The 17,797-nt window shown below is 69.4% G+C and carries 19 protein-coding genes; 7 read left to right on the forward strand and 12 right to left on the reverse strand.

Translation table 11 applies throughout. From position 1 onward, the window contains the following. Window positions 1–56: 56 nt before the first annotated feature. The 3 genes from hemQ to hemE are packed head-to-tail and all read right to left on the reverse strand — an operon-like array spanning window position 57 to window position 3,218. Window positions 57–761 carry a hydrogen peroxide-dependent heme synthase gene (gene hemQ / locus BN3385_RS23075; protein WP_059020325.1) on the reverse strand — a complete coding sequence of 235 codons (705 nt, stop codon included), beginning with the start codon at window positions 759–761 and terminating at the stop codon, window positions 57–59. Window positions 762–789: 28 nt separating this feature from the next. Next, a complete protein-coding gene (locus BN3385_RS23080) occupies window positions 790–2,157 on the reverse strand; it encodes a protoporphyrinogen oxidase (RefSeq protein ID WP_059020327.1) in 1,368 nt (455 codons plus the stop codon). Next, a complete protein-coding gene (hemE, locus tag BN3385_RS23085) occupies window positions 2,154–3,218 on the reverse strand; it encodes a uroporphyrinogen decarboxylase (RefSeq protein ID WP_059022346.1) in 1,065 nt (354 codons plus the stop codon). The genes BN3385_RS23080 and hemE overlap by 4 nt, the downstream gene beginning before the upstream one ends. Before the next feature lie 82 nt (window positions 3,219–3,300). Here hemE and BN3385_RS23090 point away from each other — a divergent pair, with 82 nt between their 5' ends. From BN3385_RS23090 to BN3385_RS23100, 3 genes are all read left to right on the forward strand, one after another. Further along, the gene (locus tag BN3385_RS23090) at window positions 3,301–3,903 is read left to right on the forward strand and encodes a DUF3000 domain-containing protein (RefSeq protein ID WP_197415331.1); all 603 of its coding nucleotides are present in this window, start codon (window positions 3,301–3,303) and stop codon (window positions 3,901–3,903) included. Between the two features lies 1 nt (window position 3,904). Beyond that, on the forward strand, window positions 3,905–5,185 hold the full coding sequence (locus BN3385_RS23095; RefSeq protein ID WP_059020331.1) for an HRDC domain-containing protein: 1,281 nt from the start codon (window positions 3,905–3,907) through the stop codon (window positions 5,183–5,185). Between the two features lie 145 nt (window positions 5,186–5,330). Continuing rightward, the gene (locus BN3385_RS23100; protein ID WP_059020333.1) at window positions 5,331–5,822 is read left to right on the forward strand and encodes a phosphate-starvation-inducible PsiE family protein; all 492 of its coding nucleotides are present in this window, start codon (window positions 5,331–5,333) and stop codon (window positions 5,820–5,822) included. Here the strand turns inward: BN3385_RS23100 and dxs are convergent. The 4 genes from dxs to BN3385_RS23120 are packed head-to-tail and all read right to left on the reverse strand — an operon-like array spanning window position 5,819 to window position 12,339. Then, the gene (gene dxs, locus BN3385_RS23105; protein WP_059020335.1) at window positions 5,819–7,726 is read right to left on the reverse strand and encodes a 1-deoxy-D-xylulose-5-phosphate synthase; all 1,908 of its coding nucleotides are present in this window, start codon (window positions 7,724–7,726) and stop codon (window positions 5,819–5,821) included. The two genes, BN3385_RS23100 and dxs, sit on opposite strands and share 4 nt — an antisense overlap. A gap of 28 nt (window positions 7,727–7,754) precedes the next feature. Continuing rightward, window positions 7,755–9,074, reverse strand: coding sequence for a Na+/H+ antiporter NhaA (gene nhaA, locus BN3385_RS23110; protein WP_156432859.1), 1,320 nt, complete (start codon window positions 9,072–9,074; stop codon window positions 7,755–7,757). 56 nt (window positions 9,075–9,130) lie between these two features. Continuing rightward, window positions 9,131–10,348 carry a class I SAM-dependent RNA methyltransferase gene (locus tag BN3385_RS23115; protein WP_082690608.1) on the reverse strand — a complete coding sequence of 406 codons (1,218 nt, stop codon included), beginning with the start codon at window positions 10,346–10,348 and terminating at the stop codon, window positions 9,131–9,133. After that, complete coding sequence (locus BN3385_RS23120) at window positions 10,345–12,339, reverse strand: APC family permease (RefSeq protein WP_059022348.1); 1,995 nt, start codon at window positions 12,337–12,339, stop codon at window positions 10,345–10,347. Before BN3385_RS23120 ends, BN3385_RS23115 begins: the two co-directional genes overlap by 4 nt. A gap of 133 nt (window positions 12,340–12,472) precedes the next feature. Here BN3385_RS23120 and BN3385_RS23125 point away from each other — a divergent pair, with 133 nt between their 5' ends. After that, complete coding sequence (locus tag BN3385_RS23125) at window positions 12,473–13,150, forward strand: potassium channel family protein (protein ID WP_082690609.1); 678 nt, start codon at window positions 12,473–12,475, stop codon at window positions 13,148–13,150. 19 nt (window positions 13,151–13,169) lie between these two features. Further along, window positions 13,170–13,838, forward strand: coding sequence for a potassium channel family protein (locus BN3385_RS23130; protein WP_059022349.1), 669 nt, complete (start codon window positions 13,170–13,172; stop codon window positions 13,836–13,838). 3 nt (window positions 13,839–13,841) lie between these two features. Here the strand turns inward: BN3385_RS23130 and BN3385_RS23135 are convergent, their stop codons facing one another. After that, the gene (locus BN3385_RS23135; protein WP_082690771.1) at window positions 13,842–14,474 is read right to left on the reverse strand and encodes a DUF3159 domain-containing protein; all 633 of its coding nucleotides are present in this window, start codon (window positions 14,472–14,474) and stop codon (window positions 13,842–13,844) included. Between the two features lie 74 nt (window positions 14,475–14,548). Then, a complete protein-coding gene (locus tag BN3385_RS23140) occupies window positions 14,549–14,920 on the reverse strand; it encodes an OB-fold nucleic acid binding domain-containing protein (protein ID WP_059020343.1) in 372 nt (123 codons plus the stop codon). Window positions 14,921–15,037: 117 nt separating this feature from the next. On the opposite strand from BN3385_RS23140, the gene BN3385_RS23145 reads away from it, so the two are divergent. Further along, window positions 15,038–15,742: a hypothetical protein gene (locus BN3385_RS23145; protein WP_059020345.1), complete on the forward strand. Its 705-nt coding sequence runs from the start codon at window positions 15,038–15,040 to the stop codon at window positions 15,740–15,742. 7 nt (window positions 15,743–15,749) lie between these two features. Here the strand turns inward: BN3385_RS23145 and BN3385_RS23150 are convergent, their stop codons facing one another. Together BN3385_RS23150 and dut are read right to left on the reverse strand one after the other, a co-directional pair. After that, complete coding sequence (locus BN3385_RS23150) at window positions 15,750–16,520, reverse strand: DUF3710 domain-containing protein (protein ID WP_502688086.1); 771 nt, start codon at window positions 16,518–16,520, stop codon at window positions 15,750–15,752. Next, window positions 16,517–16,981: a dUTP diphosphatase gene (gene dut, locus BN3385_RS23155; RefSeq protein WP_059020349.1), complete on the reverse strand. Its 465-nt coding sequence runs from the start codon at window positions 16,979–16,981 to the stop codon at window positions 16,517–16,519. The genes BN3385_RS23150 and dut overlap by 4 nt, the downstream gene beginning before the upstream one ends. 25 nt (window positions 16,982–17,006) lie before the next feature. Between dut and BN3385_RS23160 the strand changes: the two genes are divergently transcribed. Beyond that, entirely contained in the window at window positions 17,007–17,483 is a 477-nt protein-coding gene (locus BN3385_RS23160) for a DUF3093 domain-containing protein (RefSeq protein ID WP_059020351.1), read from the forward strand. 9 nt (window positions 17,484–17,492) lie between these two features. On the opposite strand, the gene BN3385_RS23165 is transcribed toward BN3385_RS23160, so the two are convergent. Next, a complete protein-coding gene (locus BN3385_RS23165) occupies window positions 17,493–17,795 on the reverse strand; it encodes a DUF4193 domain-containing protein (protein WP_059020353.1) in 303 nt (100 codons plus the stop codon). Between the last annotated feature and the right edge of the window lie 2 nt (window positions 17,796–17,797).

Genomic DNA, 17,797 nt, shown 5'->3' on the forward strand with positions numbered 1-17,797 from the left:
CGCCCAAAATTGACCGCAGCAAAAATCGTAACGACATCGGGCGCTCCACGAGCGATTTAGGGCAGCTTGGCGACGAGTTCCTCTACGCCGACGCGCGGCCCGGTGAAGAAGGGAATCTCCTCGCGCACGTGCCTGCGCGCTTCGGTGGCCCGCAGATCACGCATCAGATCGACGATGCGGTGCAGCTCAGGGGCTTCGAAGGCCAGGATCCACTCGTAGTCGCCGAGTGCGAAAGCCGGCACGGTGTTGGCGCGGACGTCCTTGTAACCGCGTGCGGCCATCCCGTGATCGGCGAGCATCTTGCGCCGCTCTTCGTCAGGCAGCAGGTACCAGTCCAGCGAACGGACGAACGGGTAGACGCAGACGTAGTTGCCCGGCTCCTCACCGGCCAGGAACGCCGGCACATGGCTCTTGTTGAACTCCGCGGGGCGGTGCAGCGCCACACTGCTCCAGACCGGCTTGCTGGCCCGGCCCAGGGTGGTGGTGCGGCGGAAATCGCTGTAGGTGGCCTGCAGCGACTCGATGCGCTCGGCGTGGGTCCAGAACATGTAGTCGGCGTCGGCGCGCAGCCCGGCCACGTCGTAGATGCCGCGGAAGACGACCCCGCTCTCCTCCTGCTGCTTGAGGAAGGTGGCGGTCTCGTCGACGACGGCGGCGCGGGCGTCCTCGTCGTAGCCCAGCGCCCCCTGTTCCACGGCGAATGCCGAGAACATGACGTATCGGATGGTGGCGTTGAGCTCGTCGTAGTCCAGTCGTGCCATGGCACCATCGTGCCACGCGGACCGGGGCTTATCGGCGCGTGGTGGCGTCCACCACAGCGGCGGCCGCAGCGCCGGCGACCGCCAGGCAGGCGGGCACGCCGATGCCGTCGAGATAGTTGCCCGCCAGGGCCAGTGTCGGCGGCAGATCGGCCCGCAGCCGGGCGGCCAGCCCGGCGTGGCCCGGGCCGTACTGCGGCATCGCGTCGAGCCAGCGGTGCACCAGGATCTCGACCGGATCGACGTCGATACCGAACACCGTCTTGAGGTCGGCCTCGGCCCACGCCTGCAGCTCGGTGTCGGAGGTCACCCGCGCCGGGTTCTTCTCGCCATCACCGAAGCGGCCGAACGACATCCGCAGCAGCTCGCAGTTGCCGCGCGCGCCCCACTTGCGGCTCGACAGCGTAATGGCCTTGGTGTGCAAGCGTTCTCCGGTCGCCACCAGCACACCGGACTGCGGCGGGAACGGAGTGCCGCCGGGTGCGGCCATCGCTAGCACCGCAGCCGAGGCGACCGGGATGCCGGCCGCGACCGCGGCCGCACCCGGTGCGATATCACCGATCAGGGCGGCCAACCGCGACACCGGGACAGCGACGATCACGGCGTCGGCGTACCACTCGGTACCCTCGTCGTCGCGCAGCGACCAGCCCGCGCCGTCGGCCGCGATGTGATTGACCGTGGTCTGGACCCACTGCAGCCCGCTGCGCTGGATCAGCGCGTCGAGCAGGACCTGATAGCCGCCCTCGATGGCTCCGAACACCGGGCCCCGGCTTCCGCCGGGCAGAGCCCGCCGGGCCGCTTCGGTGAGGCTGGTCGCCCCGGCATCCAGCGCCGCGGCGACGGTCGGGGCCGCCGCGCGGATGCCGATGGTCGCCGCCGACCCGGAGTACACCCCGGTCAGCATCGGGTCGACCGAGCGGGCCACCACCTGCTCGCCGAACCGGTCGGCCACCAGCGCGCCGACGGACGGGTCGGCACCGGCCTGCCACTGGATCCGGCGATGCGGTTCGGCGGCCATCTGGGCGATCGTCGCGTCATCGACCAGACCGGTCACCGAGGCCGCCGAGGTCGGGATGCCGTTGACGGTGTCGGGCGGCAGCGGATGAATCCGGCCCTGGCTGTAGATCGTCGGGCGCACCCCGGTGGTGGTGATCTGGCGGCCGGCCAGGCCGAGTTCGGCCAGCAGCGCGGGCACCTCGGGGCGACGGGCCACAAAGGCCTCGGCGCCGATGTCGACGGGTTGGCCGCCGAGCCGTTCGGTGCGCAGGATGCCGCCGAGCCGGTCGGCCGGGTCGAACAGGGTGATGGTGGCTTCCGGACCGACCGCGGCGCGGATGCGATAGGCGGCGACGAGTCCCGAAATACCGCCGCCCACAACGCAATAGGAGCGAGCTGTCACAGCGAGTGCACCAGGGCCACCAGATCGGTCAGCAGCTGGGGGTCGGTCGCGGGCAGCACCCCGTGACCGAGGTTGAAGATGTGCCCGGCCGCACCGACGTCGATCGCCAGGCGGCCGTCGTCGACCACGTTGCGGGCGGCCTTCTCGACCACCGGCCACCCGGCCAGCAGGGTCACCGGATCGAGGTTGCCCTGCAAGGCGATCCCGGGGCCGACCCGGGTCGCGGCATCGGCCAGCGAGGTGCGCCAGTCGACCCCGACCACGGCGGGTGCCCCGTGTCCGGACACCGCTTCGGCCATCGCGCCCAGCAGTTCGGCGGTCCCGACCCCGAAGTGGGTCATCGGCACGCCGTAACCGGCCAGCGCGGTGAACACCCGGGTGCTGTGCGGCAGCACATGGGTGCGGTAATCGGCCAGCGACAACGTTCCGGCCCAGGAGTCGAACACCTGGATGGCGTCCACCCCGGCGTCGAGTTGCACCGTGAGGAAGGCGATCGTCAGATCGGTCAGCACACCCATCAGCGCGTGCCAGGTATCCGGCTCGCCCAGCATCATCGCCTTGGTGCGCTCGTGCAGCTTGCTGGGCCCGCCTTCGACCAGGTAGGAGGCCAGGGTGAACGGGGCTCCGGCGAACCCGATCAGCGGCACCTCGCCCAACGCGCCGACCAGCATGCCGACCGCGTCGGACACCGCACTGACCCGCTGCAGCTCAAGGCCTTTCAGTGCGTCGACGTCGGCTGCGGTGCGCACCGGGTTGGCGATCACGGGACCGACGTCGGGCACGATGTCCAGGTCGATGCCCGCCCCGCGCATCGGGACGACGATGTCGGAGAACAGAATCGCCGCATCGACATCGTGCCTGCGCACCGGCTGCAGGGTGATCTCGCAGATCAGCTCGGGGTCGAAGCAGGCCTGCATCATCGTGTTCTTGGCCCGCAGCGCCCGGTACTCGGGCAGCGAACGGCCGGCTTGGCGCATGAACCACACCGGGACACGGCTGGGTTTACGGCCCGTGGCGGCGGCCAGAAAGGGGGCCTCGGGCAGTGCGCGACGCGTACTCATCGCGTCCATGCTGCCACGCTGGGCGGAGCCCGGAACCAGCCGCTGGTACGAATTCGGCGCGCCTGCCTCCCCGACCTCGCCGATGGGGCTAGCGTCAATCGACGTGACCACTGCGGAACCGGCGCAATTCCGCGAGGCGGTGGCGGCGATGAACGCCGCAGAGGTGCGGTCCGAGATCGAACTGGGGCCGATCCGTCCACCTCAGCGTCTCGCGCCATACAGCTATGCGATCGGCGCCGAGGTCAAGCACCCGGAGACCGACATCATCCCCGAGCGTTCCGAGGGCGACGCCTTCGGACGGCTCATCCTGCTGCACGATCCGGACGGCTCGGAGGCCTGGGACGGCACCATGCGGCTGGTCGCCTACATCCAGGCCGATCTGGACTCCAGCGAGGCCGTCGACCCGCTATTGCCCGAGGTGGCGTGGAGCTGGCTGGTGGATGCCCTGGAGGCCCGCTCCGAGCACGTCACCGCGCTCGGCGGCACCGTCACCGCCACCACCTCGGTGCGCTACGGCGACATCTCCGGTCCGCCGCGTGCCCACCAGCTGGAGCTGCGGGCGTCCTGGACGGCCACCTCCCTGTCGCTGGAAACTCATGTGCAGGCCTTCTGCGAGGTCCTCGAGCATGCTGCCGGACTACCGCCGGTCGGGGTCACCGATCTGAATTCCCGCACCCGCGCCTGAGATGGATTTTGACGACGAGGGCGCCGCGGCGCCCGACACCCCTGACGAGGACGTCCCCGAGGCCACGCCGCTTCTGGAGCCCGCCGAGGGCGTGCCGCCACTGTCGATCAGCGTCACCGAGATCGCCGAGGCCGCCGAGAAGCTGGCCGCGGGCCGCGGGCCGTTCGCCATCGACGCCGAGCGCGCGTCGGGGTTCCGGTACTCCAACCGCGCCTACCTGATCCAGATCCGGCGCTCCGGGGCGGGCACCGTGCTCATCGACCCGGTCAACCACGGCAGCAGCCCGATCGACGTGCTCAAGCCCGTCGCCGACGTGCTGGCCGAAGACGAGTGGATCCTGCATGCCGCCGACCAGGATCTGCCGTGCCTGGCCGAGGTCGGTCTGCGCCCACCCGCGCTCTACGACACCGAACTGGCCGGCCGGCTCGCCGGATTCGACCGGGTGAATCTGGCGGCCATGGTGCAGCGGTTGCTCGGGCTGGGGCTGGCCAAGGGACACGGCGCGGCCGACTGGTCCAAACGTCCGCTGCCGGATGCCTGGCTGAACTACGCCGCGCTGGATGTCGAGGTGCTGATCGCGCTGCGTGAGTCGATCGCTGACGTGCTGGCCAGCCAGAACAAAAGCGATTGGGCCGCAGAGGAATTCGAGTATCTACGGTGCACCAGCCTGGCCGGCGCACAGATCACCCGGCGGGACCGCTGGCGACGCACCTCGGGTATCCACAAGGTGCGCAGCAGCCACGGCCTGGCCGCGGTCCGCGAGCTGTGGACGGTGCGCGACCAGATCGCGCGCAGCCGCGACATCGCGCCCGGGCGCATCCTGCCGGACTCGGCGATCATCGCCGCGGCGACGGCTGACCCGAAGACCGTCGAGGAGCTGACCAAGCTGCCGATCTTCGGTGGCAGCAAGCAGCGGCGCAGCGCCCATGTCTGGCTGGCCGCGCTGGAGACCGCACGCGCCAACCCTGAGCCGCCCGATTCCGGCGACCAGCAGAACGGTCCGCCGCCCGCGGTCCGCTGGGCAAAGCGCAAGCCGGAGGCCGCCGCCCGGCTCGATGCCGCGCGCGGTGCGCTGACCGAGCTGTCGGCGCGGGTCGGGGTGCCGACCGAGAACCTGGTGTCCCCCGAGCTGATCCGCCGGCTGTGCTGGGACTGGCAGGACCGTCCCGACCGGGAGACGGCGATCGACGAGTTCCTGCGCGACGGTGGCGCGCGGGCCTGGCAGCGTCAGCTGGCGGTGCCGGTGTTAGCCGCCGCGCTGACGCCTGCCGGGGCGGAGTGAGCCTCGGTGACCCGCCCAGCCTGTCGCTGTCGTGCTTGTTACTCGGACTTCGCCGCGATGGCGACAGCTTCGGTGATCGACCGGCTAGCCTGACACCAGAACCTGGTATGGCGTTGGGGCACGGCAACTTCGAACGGCGGCAGCGGTGAACGAAGATCAGACCACCGACGAGACCCCCGACGAGCGGGAGCGACAACGCTTCGCCGACCGGGTACTCAGCGTGGTGGAAGACGCCGTGTACTGGGCGATCGCGCTCCTGCTGGTAGCCGGATCAGTGGCCCTGCTGGTAGCCCAGGTCAACACGTTCTTCAAGCTCCAGGATGCGGCGACCAGCACGGTGATGCTCGAACTGCTGGACGGACTGCTGCTGATCTTCATCTTTGTCGAGCTGCTGTACGCCGTCCGCACCAGCCTGCGCTCCCACGAAATCGCCGTGGAGCCGTTTCTCGTCGTCGGAATTCTGGCCTGCATCAAGGAGATTGTCGTCCAGTCGGTCGAGGCGGCCAAGCTGCTGGCGGACGGACCGCAGTTCGCCCGCGCCATCGTTCAGACCGGTGTCCTCGGCGGCCTGGTCCTGGTACTGGCCACCGCCGTGCTGGTACTCCGAGTCCGCAGGCGGCCCGAGGACCTCTCCTAGTCGACCTGTTCGCTGACGGTCTCGTCCAGAGAGCCCTGTGCGGCCACCCAGCCGGTGACCTGACGGGCCACGTTCTGCTCGGTCAGGCCGACCTGGGTCAGCACCTCACCGCGGGCGGCGTGGTCGAGGAACTGCTGGGGCACACCGATATCGCGGCACGGCACGTCGATCTCGGCGGCGCGCAGCGCGGCCGAGACCGCCGAACCGATACCGCCGCGCACCCCGTTGTCCTCGAGGGTGACGACCAGCTTGTGCGACTTGGCCAGCGGCTCAAGGGCTTTCGGAACCGGGATGACCCACCGGGGGTCCACCACGGTGACGCCGATGCCCTGGTTGCGCAACCGCTCGGCGACCTTGAGGGCCATCGAGGCGAACGAACCCACCGCGACCAGCAGCACATCGTCACCCAGACCGTCGGCCGGGGCGGCCAGGATGTCCACCCCGTCGCGCCGCTCAAGCGCCGGAATATCATCGCCGACAGCGCCTTTGGGGAAGCGCAGCGCGGTCGGTCCGTCATTGATGTCGAGAGCCTCACCGAGTTCCTCGCGCAGCCGGGCACCGTCGCGTGGGGCGGCCACCCGGATGCCGGGCACGATGTTGAGCATCGACATGTCCCAGATGCCGTTGTGGCTGGCGCCGTCGTTGCCGGTGACACCGGCCCGGTCGAGCACCATCGTGACCGGCAGCTTGTGCAGGGCCACATCCATCATGATCTGGTCGAAGGCCCGGTTGAGGAACGTCGAGTAGATCGCCACCACCGGGTGCAGGCCGCCCATCGCCAGGCCGGCCGCTGATGTCATCGCGTGCTGCTCGGCGATACCGACGTCGAAAAGCCGGTCCGGGAAGCGCTCCCCGAACTTCGACAGGCCGGTCGGGCCGGGCATGGCCGCGGTGATCGCGACGATGTCGCGCCGCCTGCCGGCATAGGTGATCAGGGCGTCGGAGAACACCGAGGTCCAGCCGGGCGCCGAGGCCTGGGTTGCCAGTCCGGTCACCGGGTCGATGACGCCGGTGGAGTGCATCTGCTCGGCCTCGTCGTTTTCGGCCGGAGCATAGCCCATCCCCTTGCGGGTGACGACGTGCACGATGACCGGCGCGTTGAAACCGCGGGCGTGGCGCAGCGCGTTCTCGACGGCGTGCTCGTCGTGGCCGTCGATCGGGCCGACGTACTTCAGGCCGAGGTCGGTGAACATCGCCTGCGGCGACAGCGCGTCCTTGAGGCCGGCTTTGACGCTGTGCAGGGCCTGGTAGAACGCCTCACCCACCAGCGGCATGCCGCGCACGGCGGTGCGGCCGCGCTCCAGGACGCGTTCGTAGCCGGGCTGCAGACGCAGACCCGCCAGGTGGTTCGCCAGGCCGCCGATCGTCGGCGCGTAGCTGCGGCCGTTGTCGTTGACGACGATGACCACCGGGCGCCGGGACGCGGCGATGTTGTTCAGCGCCTCCCAGCACATTCCGCCGGTCAGTGCGCCGTCGCCGACAACGGCGACCACGTGCCGGTTGCGATGCCCGGTCAGCTCGAAAGCCTTGGCCAGGCCGTCGGCGTACGACAGTGCCGAGGACGCGTGGCTGGATTCGACCCAGTCGTGCTCGCTCTCGGCGCGTGACGGGTAGCCCGACAGACCGTCCTTCATCCGCAGCGTGTCGAAGTCGGCGGCGCGCCCGGTCAGCATCTTGTGCACGTAGGCCTGATGCCCGGTGTCGAAGATGATCGGGTCGTGCGGGGAGTCGAAGACGCGGTGCAATGCCAACGTCAACTCGACCACGCCGAGATTAGGGCCCAGGTGCCCACCGGTCGCAGCGACCTTGTGAATGAGGAACTGGCGAATCTCTGCGGCCAGTTCGCTCAACTGCTCTTGCGACAGGTGTTGCAGATCAGCGGGGCCGCGGACCTGTTCAAGCATCAGCTCAGTCTACGCACGGCCGATGCGATCAGTCCTGCTGAGACTGATAGATGTCGGGCACTCCGTCGTGGTCTGCGTCACGTGTCTCCATCAGCCAGATCGACCGATAGTGCCGGTTGCGAAGCCTCAACACGACCGCCGCCAACAGGGCAGCCAGCAAACTTCCTGTGAGGACTGCGACCTTGACGATGTCGTCGCGCGCGGAGCCCGATTCGTAGGCCAAATCCCCGATCAGCAGGGATACCGTGAAGCCGATGCCGGCCAACATGGACATCCCGAACACGTCGATCCAGCGCAGTGTGGAGTCCAGGCTGGCGCGGGTCGCGGCGGCCAGAATCCAGGTGGTGCCGAACACTCCGAGGGTCTTGCCCAGCACCAGGCCGCAGACGATGCCCAGGGCGATCGGATGCTTCAGCGCTGTCACCAATCCGTCATAGCCCCCGAAGGTCACGCCAGCTGCGAAGAAGGCGAATACCGGCACGGCGAAACCGGCTGAGACCGGCCGCATGACGTGCTCGAAATGTTCGGCCAGCCCTGGCCCGGTTTCGCCGGCGTCGCGGTCGTTGCGCAGCACCGGCACGGTGAAGCCGAGCAGGACACCGGCCACCGTCGCGTGCACGCCGGACTCGTGGACGAAGGCCCAGGTGAGTGCGGCCAGCGGCAGCAGCAGCCACCAGGACTGGATGCGGCGCTGCACCAGGATCGCGAACAGCGCCAGCGGGATCAGCGCCACCAGCAGCGGCACGACCTTGATCTTCTCGGTGTAGAACACCGCGATCACGGTGATGGCCAGCAGGTCGTCGACCACCGCCAGGGTCAGCAGGAAGGTGCGCAGCGCGGTGGGCAGGTGGGTGGAGATGACGGCCAGCACAGCCACCGCGAAGGCGATGTCGGTGGCGGTCGGGATGGCCCAGCCGCGGACCGCGCCCTCGCCGCCGTGGACGGCGAACGCGACGAAGATGGCGGCCGGCACCACCATGCCGCCGACGGCGGCCGCGATGGGCAGGGCCGCGCGGCTCGGGTCGCGCAGGTCGCCGGCGACGAACTCACGCTTGAGTTCGAGCCCGACGACGAAGAAGAAGATGGCCAGCAGGCCGTCCGCGGCCCAGCCGCCCAAGCTCAGGTCCAGGTGCAGGCCGAGCCGGTCGGTGCCGACGTGGAAGGCCGTCAGGTTGTGATAGGCCGCCGACCACGGTGAGTTGGCCCAGATCAGCGCGACCGCGGCGGCGAACAGCAGCAGCGCCCCGCCGACGGTCTCCTTGCGCAGGATGCCGGTGATCCGCGAGGTCTCCGACCACGACCCGCGCGAGAACAGTGCGCGCTGCAGCAGGGGCTTGCGTTCGGCCACGATTCACCTCGGCATCGACGGGTCGGTGTGACAGTAGGCGATCTGCGGGATACCCGTCATCTGGTCAGCAGTGCGACACATTCGACGTGGTGGGTCAGCGGGAACGAGTCGAAGACCCGGATCTGCTCGACGGTGTAGCCGCGGGCCCGGTAGAGCCCGATGTCGCGGGCGAACGCGGCGGCCTCGCAGCCGATGTGGATCACGCGCGGCACCCCGGCCGCGGCGAGCTGGTCGATGACCTCGCGGCCGGCTCCGGCGCGCGGCGGGTCCAGCACGGCGACGTCGGCACCACCCCGGGCCGCACCCAGCGCCCGGCGAACCGACTCGGTGAGGATCTCGACCTGCGGCAGGTCGGCCAGCGCGGCGCGGGCCGCGCGGGATGCACTGCGCGCGGTATCCACGCTGAGCACCCGGCCCTGGTCGCCGACCACGTCAGCCAGGACCGCCGCGAACAGCCCCGCCCCGCCGTAGAGATCCCATGCCGACCGTGCGCCGATCCCGTCGGCCCATTGCCGCACCAGTGCGCTGTAGGTGGTCGCCGCCTCGCGGTGCGACTGCCAGAAGCCGGTCACCGGTACGCGCCATACCCGCTCACCGACCCGCTGGACGGCATCCTCGGCCCCCTCCACCAGGCGGGTGCGCCGCGGCTGGCGGGTGGTGGCGACGATGTGCCGGTTCCCGTCGTCGTCGAGCACCACATGCACCTGTTCGCCGGGCTGCCAGCGCTGCGCCTCGATGCCGTCGAGCATGCCCTTGGGAAGCTGTCCGCAGCGCAGATCGGTGACCAGTTCGTCGCTGTGGTAGCGGTGGAACCCGGCCCGGCCGTCGGCTCCGACGGCCAGCCGCACCCGGGTGCGCCAGCCGGTGGCCGCGCCGTCGCCGACCGGTTCGGCCACCCCGTCCCAGACGAAGTCACCGAGGCGGGCCAGCTGATTGGCCACCACCTGTCCCTTGAGCACCCGGGTGGCCGCCGGATCGGCGAAAGCCAGATCGCAACAGCCCGCGCCGTCCACTCCCGCGATCGGGCACAGTGAGTCGATCCGGTCGGGTGAGGGCTCGAGGATCTCGAAAGCCTCAGCGTGCCAATAAGATCCGCGGTCACCGGTGATGCGGGCCCGCACCCGCTCCCCCGGCAGCGCGTAGCGGACGAACACCACCCGGCCGTCGTGCCGAGCCACACAACTTCCGCCGTTGGCGGCCGGACCGGTGTCGAGAATCAGTTCGGCGGACAGGGTCTGATGTCGCCGGCCCGGCGGCTCCAGGGCTTCGGTCACTCCACGAAACCGCGACGAACGTCACCGGGCGCGTTCTGCGCTTGCAGCTCGTGCAGCCGCTCGGACGAATTCAACTGCCACGGAACGGAAGTCACCATCACGTTGGGCATGAACAGCAGCCTGCCCTTGAGCCGCAGCGCGCTCTGGTTGTGCAGAATCTGCTCCCACCAGTGGCCGACGACGTACTCGGGGATGAAGACCGTCACCACCGTGCGCGGGGCTTCCTTGCTGATCCGCTTGACGTAGTCGAGCACCGGCCGGGTGACTTCGCGGTACGGGGAGGCGACGACTTTCAGCGGCACGCTGACGTCGCTGTCCTCCCATTTGTGCACCAGCTGGCGGGTCTCGGCGTCATCGACATTGACGGTGATGGCCTCGAGCACATCCGGCCGGGTGGCCCGCGCATAGGACAGCGCCCGCAGCGTCGGCAGATGCAGCTTGGACACCAGCACCACCGCGTGGTTGCGGCTGGGCAACACCATCTCGCCCTCCTCGGCCTCCTGGGAAGCCAGCTCGCGCGACACCGTGTCGTAGTGCTTGTGGATCGCCTTCATCAGGATGAACAGGCTCGACATCGCGACAATCGCGATCCAGGCGCCCGCCACGAACTTGGTGACCAGCACCACGATGAGCACCGCACCGGTGGCAACGAATCCGATCGTGTTGATCACCCGGGCGCGCATCATCCGGCGCCGGGCCGCGGGCTCGGTCTCGGTGCGCAGATGCCGGGTCCAGTGCCGCACCATGCCGATCTGGCTGAGGGTGAACGAAATGAACACACCCACGATGTACAGCTGGATGAGCGCAGTGACCTCAGCCCGGAAGGCCACCACGAACGCGATCGCGGCCAGCGCCAGGAACACGATTCCGTTGGAGAAGGCCAACCGGTCCCCGCGGGTGTGCAGCTGGCGCGGCAGGTAGCGATCCTGGGCCAGGATCGACCCCAGCACCGGGAAGCCGTTGAACGCGGTGTTGGCAGCCAAGACGAGGATCAGCGCGGTGACACCGGTGATCAGGAAGAGTCCCGGGGGGAAGTTGTGGAAGATCGAGTCGGCCAGCTGCGCGACGAGAGTCTTCTGCTGGTAACCGGCTGGTGCTCCGATCAACTGCTCCTCGGGGCGCTCAGCGACCTTGGCTCCGGTTTCCAGGGCCAGCACGATCATCCCGATGAACAGGGTCACGGCGATACCGCCCAGCAGCGCCAGAGTTGTCGCGGCGTTCTTGGACTTCGGCTTGCGGAAGGCCGGCACGCCGTTGCTGATGGCCTCCACACCGGTCAGCGCGGCGCAGCCGGAGGAGAACGAGCGGGCGACCAGGAACACCAGCGCCAGGCCCATCACGTCGCCATGTTCCGAGCGCAGGTCGAAGCCGGCCGACTCGGCACGCAGCTGGTGACCCAGGACGTGAATCTGGAAGAAGCCCCAGGCCAGCATCGCGAACATGGCGATCATGAAGGCGTAGGTGGGAATGGCGAACGCGGTGCCCGATTCCCGGATACCCCGCAGGTTGGCCGCGGTCAGCAGCACGATGGCCGCGACCGCGAAGAGCACCTTGTGCTCGGCGATGAAGGGCACCGCCGATCCGATGTTGGACATCGCCGAGGCCATCGACACCGCCACGGTCAGCACGTAGTCCACCAGCAGGGCGCTGGCCACCGTGAGCCCTGCGGTGGGGCCCAGGTTGGTGGTCACCACCTCGTAGTCGCCGCCGCCGGACGGGTAGGCGTGCACGTTCTGCCGGTAGGAGGCCACCACGACGAGCATCACCAGGGCGACGGCCACGCCGATCCAGGGGGCCATCGAGTAGGCGGCGAGCCCGGCGACCGAGAGCACCAGGAAGATTTCCTCAGGCGCGTAGGCCACCGACGACATGGCGTCCGAGGCGAACACGGGCAGCGCGATGCGCTTGGGCAGCAGGGTGTGACTCAGCTTGTCACTACGAAACGGCTGCCCCAGGACCAGCCGACGTGCGGCGGTCGAAAGCTTAGACACGAGTGCCAAGACTAAGCCCATCGCGCTTTGGCTGTAGCGTTCCCCATACGGTCGTTGCCCGCACGCCTCGGTCAGCCACTTTCCGGCCCCCGTTGCGGTGGGCCGACGCACGACGTAGCCGAGAGGACATCAGGTGCGGATAGTGGTGATGGGGTGCGGCCGAGTGGGCGCCTCGCTGGCCGACGCGCTGTCTCGAATCGGGCATGAGGTCGCGATCATCGACCGCGACCCGACGGCCTTCCACCGGCTCTCCCCCGAGTTCACCGGCGAACGGGTACTCGGGATGGGCTTCGACCGAGAAGTGTTGACCCGCGCAGGAATCAAGGACGCCGACGCCTTCGCCGCGGTGTCCTCCGGCGACAACTCGAACATCATCTCCGCCCGCGTCGCCCGCGAGACGTTCGGCGTCAAGCGGGTGGTGGCCCGCATCTACGACGCCAAGCGCGCCGCAGTCTACGAGCGCCTGGGCATCCCGACGGTGGCCACCGTCCCGTGGACCACCGACCGGCTGTTGAACACCCTCGTCGGCGACGCCGAGACCACTAAGTGGCGCGACCCGACCGGCACGGTGGCCGTCGGCGCGGCCTCACTGCACGAGGGCTGGGTGGGCCATCGGGTGACCGATCTGGAGGAGGCCACCGGCGCGCGGGTGGCCTTTCTGATCCGGTTCGGCACCGGGATCCTGCCCGAGCCGAAGACCGTGGTGCAGGCCGGCGATCAGGTGTACCTCGCGGCGGTGTCCGGCCGGGCCGCCGAGGCGCTGGCGATCGCCGCGCTACCACCGGGCCCGGACGTCGGAGAGGGGCACTAGCGAGATGGGCGAGAAACGGTTGAAGGTCGCGATCGGCGGGGCCGGTGCGGTCGGTCGGTCGATCGCCCGCGAGCTGGTCGACAACCAACACGAGGTGACGCTCATCGAGCGCAACCCCGAGCACGTCGACGTCGACGCCATCCCGGCGGCGCACTGGCGTCTCGGCGATGCCTGCGAACTCAGCTTGCTGGAGTCGGTGCACCTCGAGGAATTCGACGTGGTCATCGCCGCCACCGGCGATGACAAGGCCAACGTGGTGCTCTCGCTGCTGGCCAAGACGGAGTTCGCGGTATCCCGCGTGGTGGCCCGGGTCAACGACCCGCGCAACGAGTGGCTGTTCGACAGCGCGTGGGGAGTCGACGTCGCGGTCTCGACACCCCGGATGCTGGCCTCCCTGGTCGAGGAGGCCGTCGCGGTCGGCGATCTGGTGCGCCTGATGCAGTTCCGGCAGGGGCACGCCAACCTCGTCGAGATCACCCTGCCCGACGACACCCCCTGGGGTGGGCGGCCGGTGCGCAAACTGGTGCTGCCCCGCGACGCGACGCTGGTGACCATCCTGCGCGGACAGCGGGTGATCGTGCCCGAGCCCGACGAACCGCTCGAAGGCGGTGACGAGCTGTTGTTCGTCGCCGCACCGGAGGTCGAGGGCGAATTGCGCACCACGGTGCTCACGCCCACGAGCGGCTAGCGCTCACTCCTCGGCGGGTGTGACCTCGGCGTCCTTGTCGGCGTGGTGGTCGGCTTCCTCGGCATGCCGGGCATGTACCGCTCGCTGCGCCACCCGGATCGCCAGATAGGTGACCAGGGCCGCGACCGCCGTCAGCGGCCAGCCCATCGAGATGCGGGCCACCCCGAGCCAGCCGGTGCGGTCGGCGTCGTAGAGATGGTGCTGCACGACGAAGCGGGCGCCGAACACCAGCACCCAGGTCAGGGTGGCGATATCGAAGGCCAGCACGGCGCGCCGGCTCTGTCGCCAGGCGCGGTCGTGGCCGTTGACCCAGCTCCACACGTAGCCGACCACCGGGCGCCGGATCAGGATCGACAGCGCGAACACGGTGGCCCACAGCAGCGACGTCCAGATGCCGAGCAGGAAGTAGCCCTTGGACGCCCCGACGATCCAGGCGATCAGCGCACTGATTCCCACCCCGATGAAACCGGAGACGGCGGGCTGCACCGAGTCACGCCGGATCAGCCGCCACACCAGGATGAGCGCGGCCACCCCGAGGGCGGCACTGATCGCGGGCACCAGACCGAAGGCGGTGTTCACCGGGACCAGGACGGCCACCGGCAGCGCGGAGTAGATCAGGCCACTGACGCCGCCCATCTGGGCCAGCAGCGCCTGAGCGGGAGTTTTCTTGTCTTCTTCGTCCACGGGCTCGGAGGTGACCGGTGGTCCACTCACCGCTGAATCTCGTAGTGCGGGTTGTAGATGGCCTTGCTGCCGTTCTCCAGGGTGCCGAGCCGGCCGCGCACCCGCAGGGTGCGTCCGGACTCGATGCCGGGGATGCGGCGCTGGCCCAGCCAGACCAGGGTCACGGAGTCGGTGCCGTCGAAGAACTCGGCGCGCACACCGCCGGCACAGCCCTTGGCGTTGGTTTCCACGCTGCGCAGCATGCCGACCATCGTGACTTCCTGTCCGCGACAGCAGTCGGCAGCGCGCTGCGCGCCGGTGCTGTCGGCCTCGCCGGTCAACTCCTCGGCGTCACGCTGCTCGGGATCTTCCGTCAACCGACGCGTGATGCGGCGAACAAAACCTTCGGCCGTAGCCATGGCCTCTCCTGAACTTCGATCACACTGCCAACGTCACGGTAGACCTCTTGGTTCCCCAATGCCACGCGGCATACCCGGACTCGCGGTGGCGAACACGGCACAGGGCACGATTGCACGATGGCCACCACTCTCGACGGCGTCACGACGGTCCTGATGCCCGGCACGGGATCCGACGACGACTACGTGTACCGGGCCTTCGCAGCGCCCCTGCACGCCGCCGGTGCGGTGGTGGTCGCCGTCGCACCCCGCCCGGCCCACCTGGTCGCCGGATATGTGCAGGCACTCGACGAGGCCGCCCGGCGCGGGCCGATCGCCGTCGGCGGGGTGTCCATCGGCGCGGCGGTGGCGGTGTCGTGGGCCCTGGCACATCCGCAGCACACCGTGGCGGTGTTGGCGGCGCTGCCGCCGTGGACCGGCGACCCGCAGCAGGCGCCGGCCGCGCTGGCCGCCCGGCACACCGCGGCTCAGCTGCGCGCCGACGGTCTGGCGGCGACCACCGCGCAGATGCGGGCCTCCAGCCCGTCCTGGCTGGCCGATGAGCTGACCCGCAGCTGGCTGGCGCAGTGGCCGCAGCTACCGGATGCCATGGAGCAGGCGGCCGGCTACGTGTCCCCCACTGTCGCTGAGCTCGAAGGGCTGGCCGTGCCGATGGGTGTGGCGGCCGCCCCCGATGACCCGATTCACCCGTTGGAGGTGGCACTGGAGTGGGTGGCGGCGGCGCCGCGGGCGGCGTTGCGGACGGTCACTCTCGACGAGTTCGGCCCGCAGCCCAGCCTGCTGGGCGCCGCCTGCCTGTCGGCACTGCAGGAAGCCGGGGCCTAGGGCCGGGTCAGCCGCCGGTGCTGGTGCTGCGCAGCTGCTGCATGGCCGACCCGTCGGCGCCGCGGCGCTCGGCCGTCTGCAGGCCCTGGGCCTGCTGTTGCTGGATCAGCGCCTGCTGGGCCGCCACCATCTGCGCCTGCTGCGCGGCGGCCTGCCGCAACTGCTCAGCCATCGGCTCGGGCAGCTGGATCTGCAGCGGTGTACGCACCGGCAGCGGTGTGTCGCCGCGGCGAACCACGGTGTCGGCCAACGCTTCTCGCGCCTCAGCGGTCAGCCGCTCCATCGACTCCGGGGCGCCGTTGACCACGCACCGGATCATCCACCGGAAGCCGTCGACGCCGATGAAACGCACCACACCCGCACCGGTGCCCACCACTTCGCGACCCCACGGGCCGTCCTGGATGGATACCTGAGCGTTGTCCTTGCGCAGCGAGTCGGCCAGTTCACCGGCCACCTCGCGCCACAGCCCGGGCGACTTCGGGGCGGCGTAGGCGGCGATGGTGAAGCGGCCATTGGGGGTGACCACCCAGATGGCGCTGGGCACCCCGGCCTCGTTGAGTTCCACCTGGACCTGGCCGGCCGGCGGCATCGGAATGAGCACCGAGCCCAGATCCAGGCGCGCCTGCACGGCGTCTTCGGGGTTGTCGAAGTCCTCGATGTCGAAGGGGCCGCCCTCGAAGTCGTCGGCGTCGTCGATGTCCGGGTCGGCCGGCACCACGGGCTTCTCGGTGGTCTCGTCGAGAGAGTCGTCGTTCTTACGTCTGCCGAATGCCATCACAAACTCGCATGTCCGCCGGAGGATCCGTGGCCGCCCTCGCCACGGGTGGTGTCTGCCAGTCCGGCCTCGTCGAACGAGGCCACTTCGACCAGCTCTGGTAGTTCGACCCGCTGGACCACGAGTTGGGCGATGCGGTCACCACGCCGGATCTCGATCGGCGTGGTGGGGTCGAGGTTGATCAATGCGACCTTGATTTCCCCGCGATAGCCCGCGTCAATCGTGCCGGGGCTGTTCACGATCGAAAGTCCCACGCGCGCAGCCAAACCGGAACGCGGGTGAACCAGGCCGACCATGCCGTGCGGGATGGCGACGGCGATTCCGGTGCCCACCAGGGCGCGGTGACCGGGAGCCAGGTCGAGGTCCTGGGCGGAGTACAGGTCGACGCCGGCGTCGCCGTCATGAGCACGGCTGGGCATCGGGAGATCGCGGTCCAGGCGAACCACCGCGAGACTGGTCGGCACGATGCCACAGACTACCCTTGGCCCCGTGTCTGGTTCGCGTGTGACCTCGCAAACCGTGCGCTATCGCGAGCGGTTGTGGGTGCCGTGGTGGTGGTGGCCGCTGGGTCTGGTCCCGGCGTGGATCCTCGCCAAGGAAGTGACGATGGGCGTGCGCTCGCTGCCCACCTGGCTGCCCTACGTGGTGCTGGGGCTGGTGGCCGTCGGGGTGCTGTTGTGGCTGTCACGCACTGAGGTGCGGGTGGTCGCCGACGGGCCCGACGTCGAACTGTGGGCCGGGCAGGCGCACCTTCCGGTCTCGGTGGTGACCCGCTCAGCGGAAATCCCCCGGTCCGCGAAGTCGGCCGCCCTGGGCCGACAGCTGGATCCGGCCGCTTTCGTATTGCACCGGCCCTGGGTGGGCCCGCTGGTTCTGCTGGTCCTCGACGACCCGGACGATCCCACGCCGTACTGGTTGGTGAGCGCACGCCACCCCGACAAGGTGCTCTCGGCGCTGCGTAGTTGACGGTGCGGGTTAAGCCGCGCAGTCGGTGCAGATCATCACGCCGTTCTTCTCGCTGGCCAGCCTGCTGCGGTGATGCACCAGGAAACAGCTCGAACAGGTGAACTCGTCAGCCTGCTTGGGCACCACCCGCACCGACAGTTCCTCACCGGACAGGTCGGCGCCGGGCAGCTCGAAGTTCTCGGCGGTGTCTGATTCGTCAACGTCGACGACAGCTGACTGCGCCTCATTGCGACGTGCCTTGAGCTCCTCGAGGGAGTCCTCGGACACCTCGTCAGTTTCGGAACGCCGTGGGGCGTCATAGTCGGTAGCCATCG

It is taken from the genome of Mycobacterium sp. M26 (genome assembly GCF_001494595.1).
Classification (GTDB): domain Bacteria; phylum Actinomycetota; class Actinomycetes; order Mycobacteriales; family Mycobacteriaceae; genus Mycobacterium.

What these genes read in the sequence shown, in the direction of transcription:
- hemQ (WP_059020325.1), bottom strand. Translation starts at nt 761, where the DNA reads ATGGCACGACTGGACTACGACGAGCTCAACGCCACCATCCGATACGTC.
- hemE (WP_059022346.1), bottom strand. Translation starts at nt 3,218, where the DNA reads ATGAGTACGCGTCGCGCACTGCCCGAGGCCCCCTTTCTGGCCGCCGCC.
- BN3385_RS23090 (WP_197415331.1), top strand. Translation starts at nt 3,301, where the DNA reads ATGGGGCTAGCGTCAATCGACGTGACCACTGCGGAACCGGCGCAATTC.
- BN3385_RS23095 (WP_059020331.1), top strand. Translation starts at nt 3,905, where the DNA reads ATGGATTTTGACGACGAGGGCGCCGCGGCGCCCGACACCCCTGACGAG.
- dxs (WP_059020335.1), bottom strand. Translation starts at nt 7,726, where the DNA reads ATGCTTGAACAGGTCCGCGGCCCCGCTGATCTGCAACACCTGTCGCAA.
- BN3385_RS23135 (WP_082690771.1), bottom strand. Translation starts at nt 14,474, where the DNA reads ATGGGCGGCGTCAGTGGCCTGATCTACTCCGCGCTGCCGGTGGCCGTC.
- BN3385_RS23140 (WP_059020343.1), bottom strand. Translation starts at nt 14,920, where the DNA reads ATGGCTACGGCCGAAGGTTTTGTTCGCCGCATCACGCGTCGGTTGACG.
- BN3385_RS23145 (WP_059020345.1), top strand. Translation starts at nt 15,038, where the DNA reads ATGGCCACCACTCTCGACGGCGTCACGACGGTCCTGATGCCCGGCACG.
- BN3385_RS23165 (WP_059020353.1), bottom strand. Translation starts at nt 17,795, where the DNA reads ATGGCTACCGACTATGACGCCCCACGGCGTTCCGAAACTGACGAGGTG.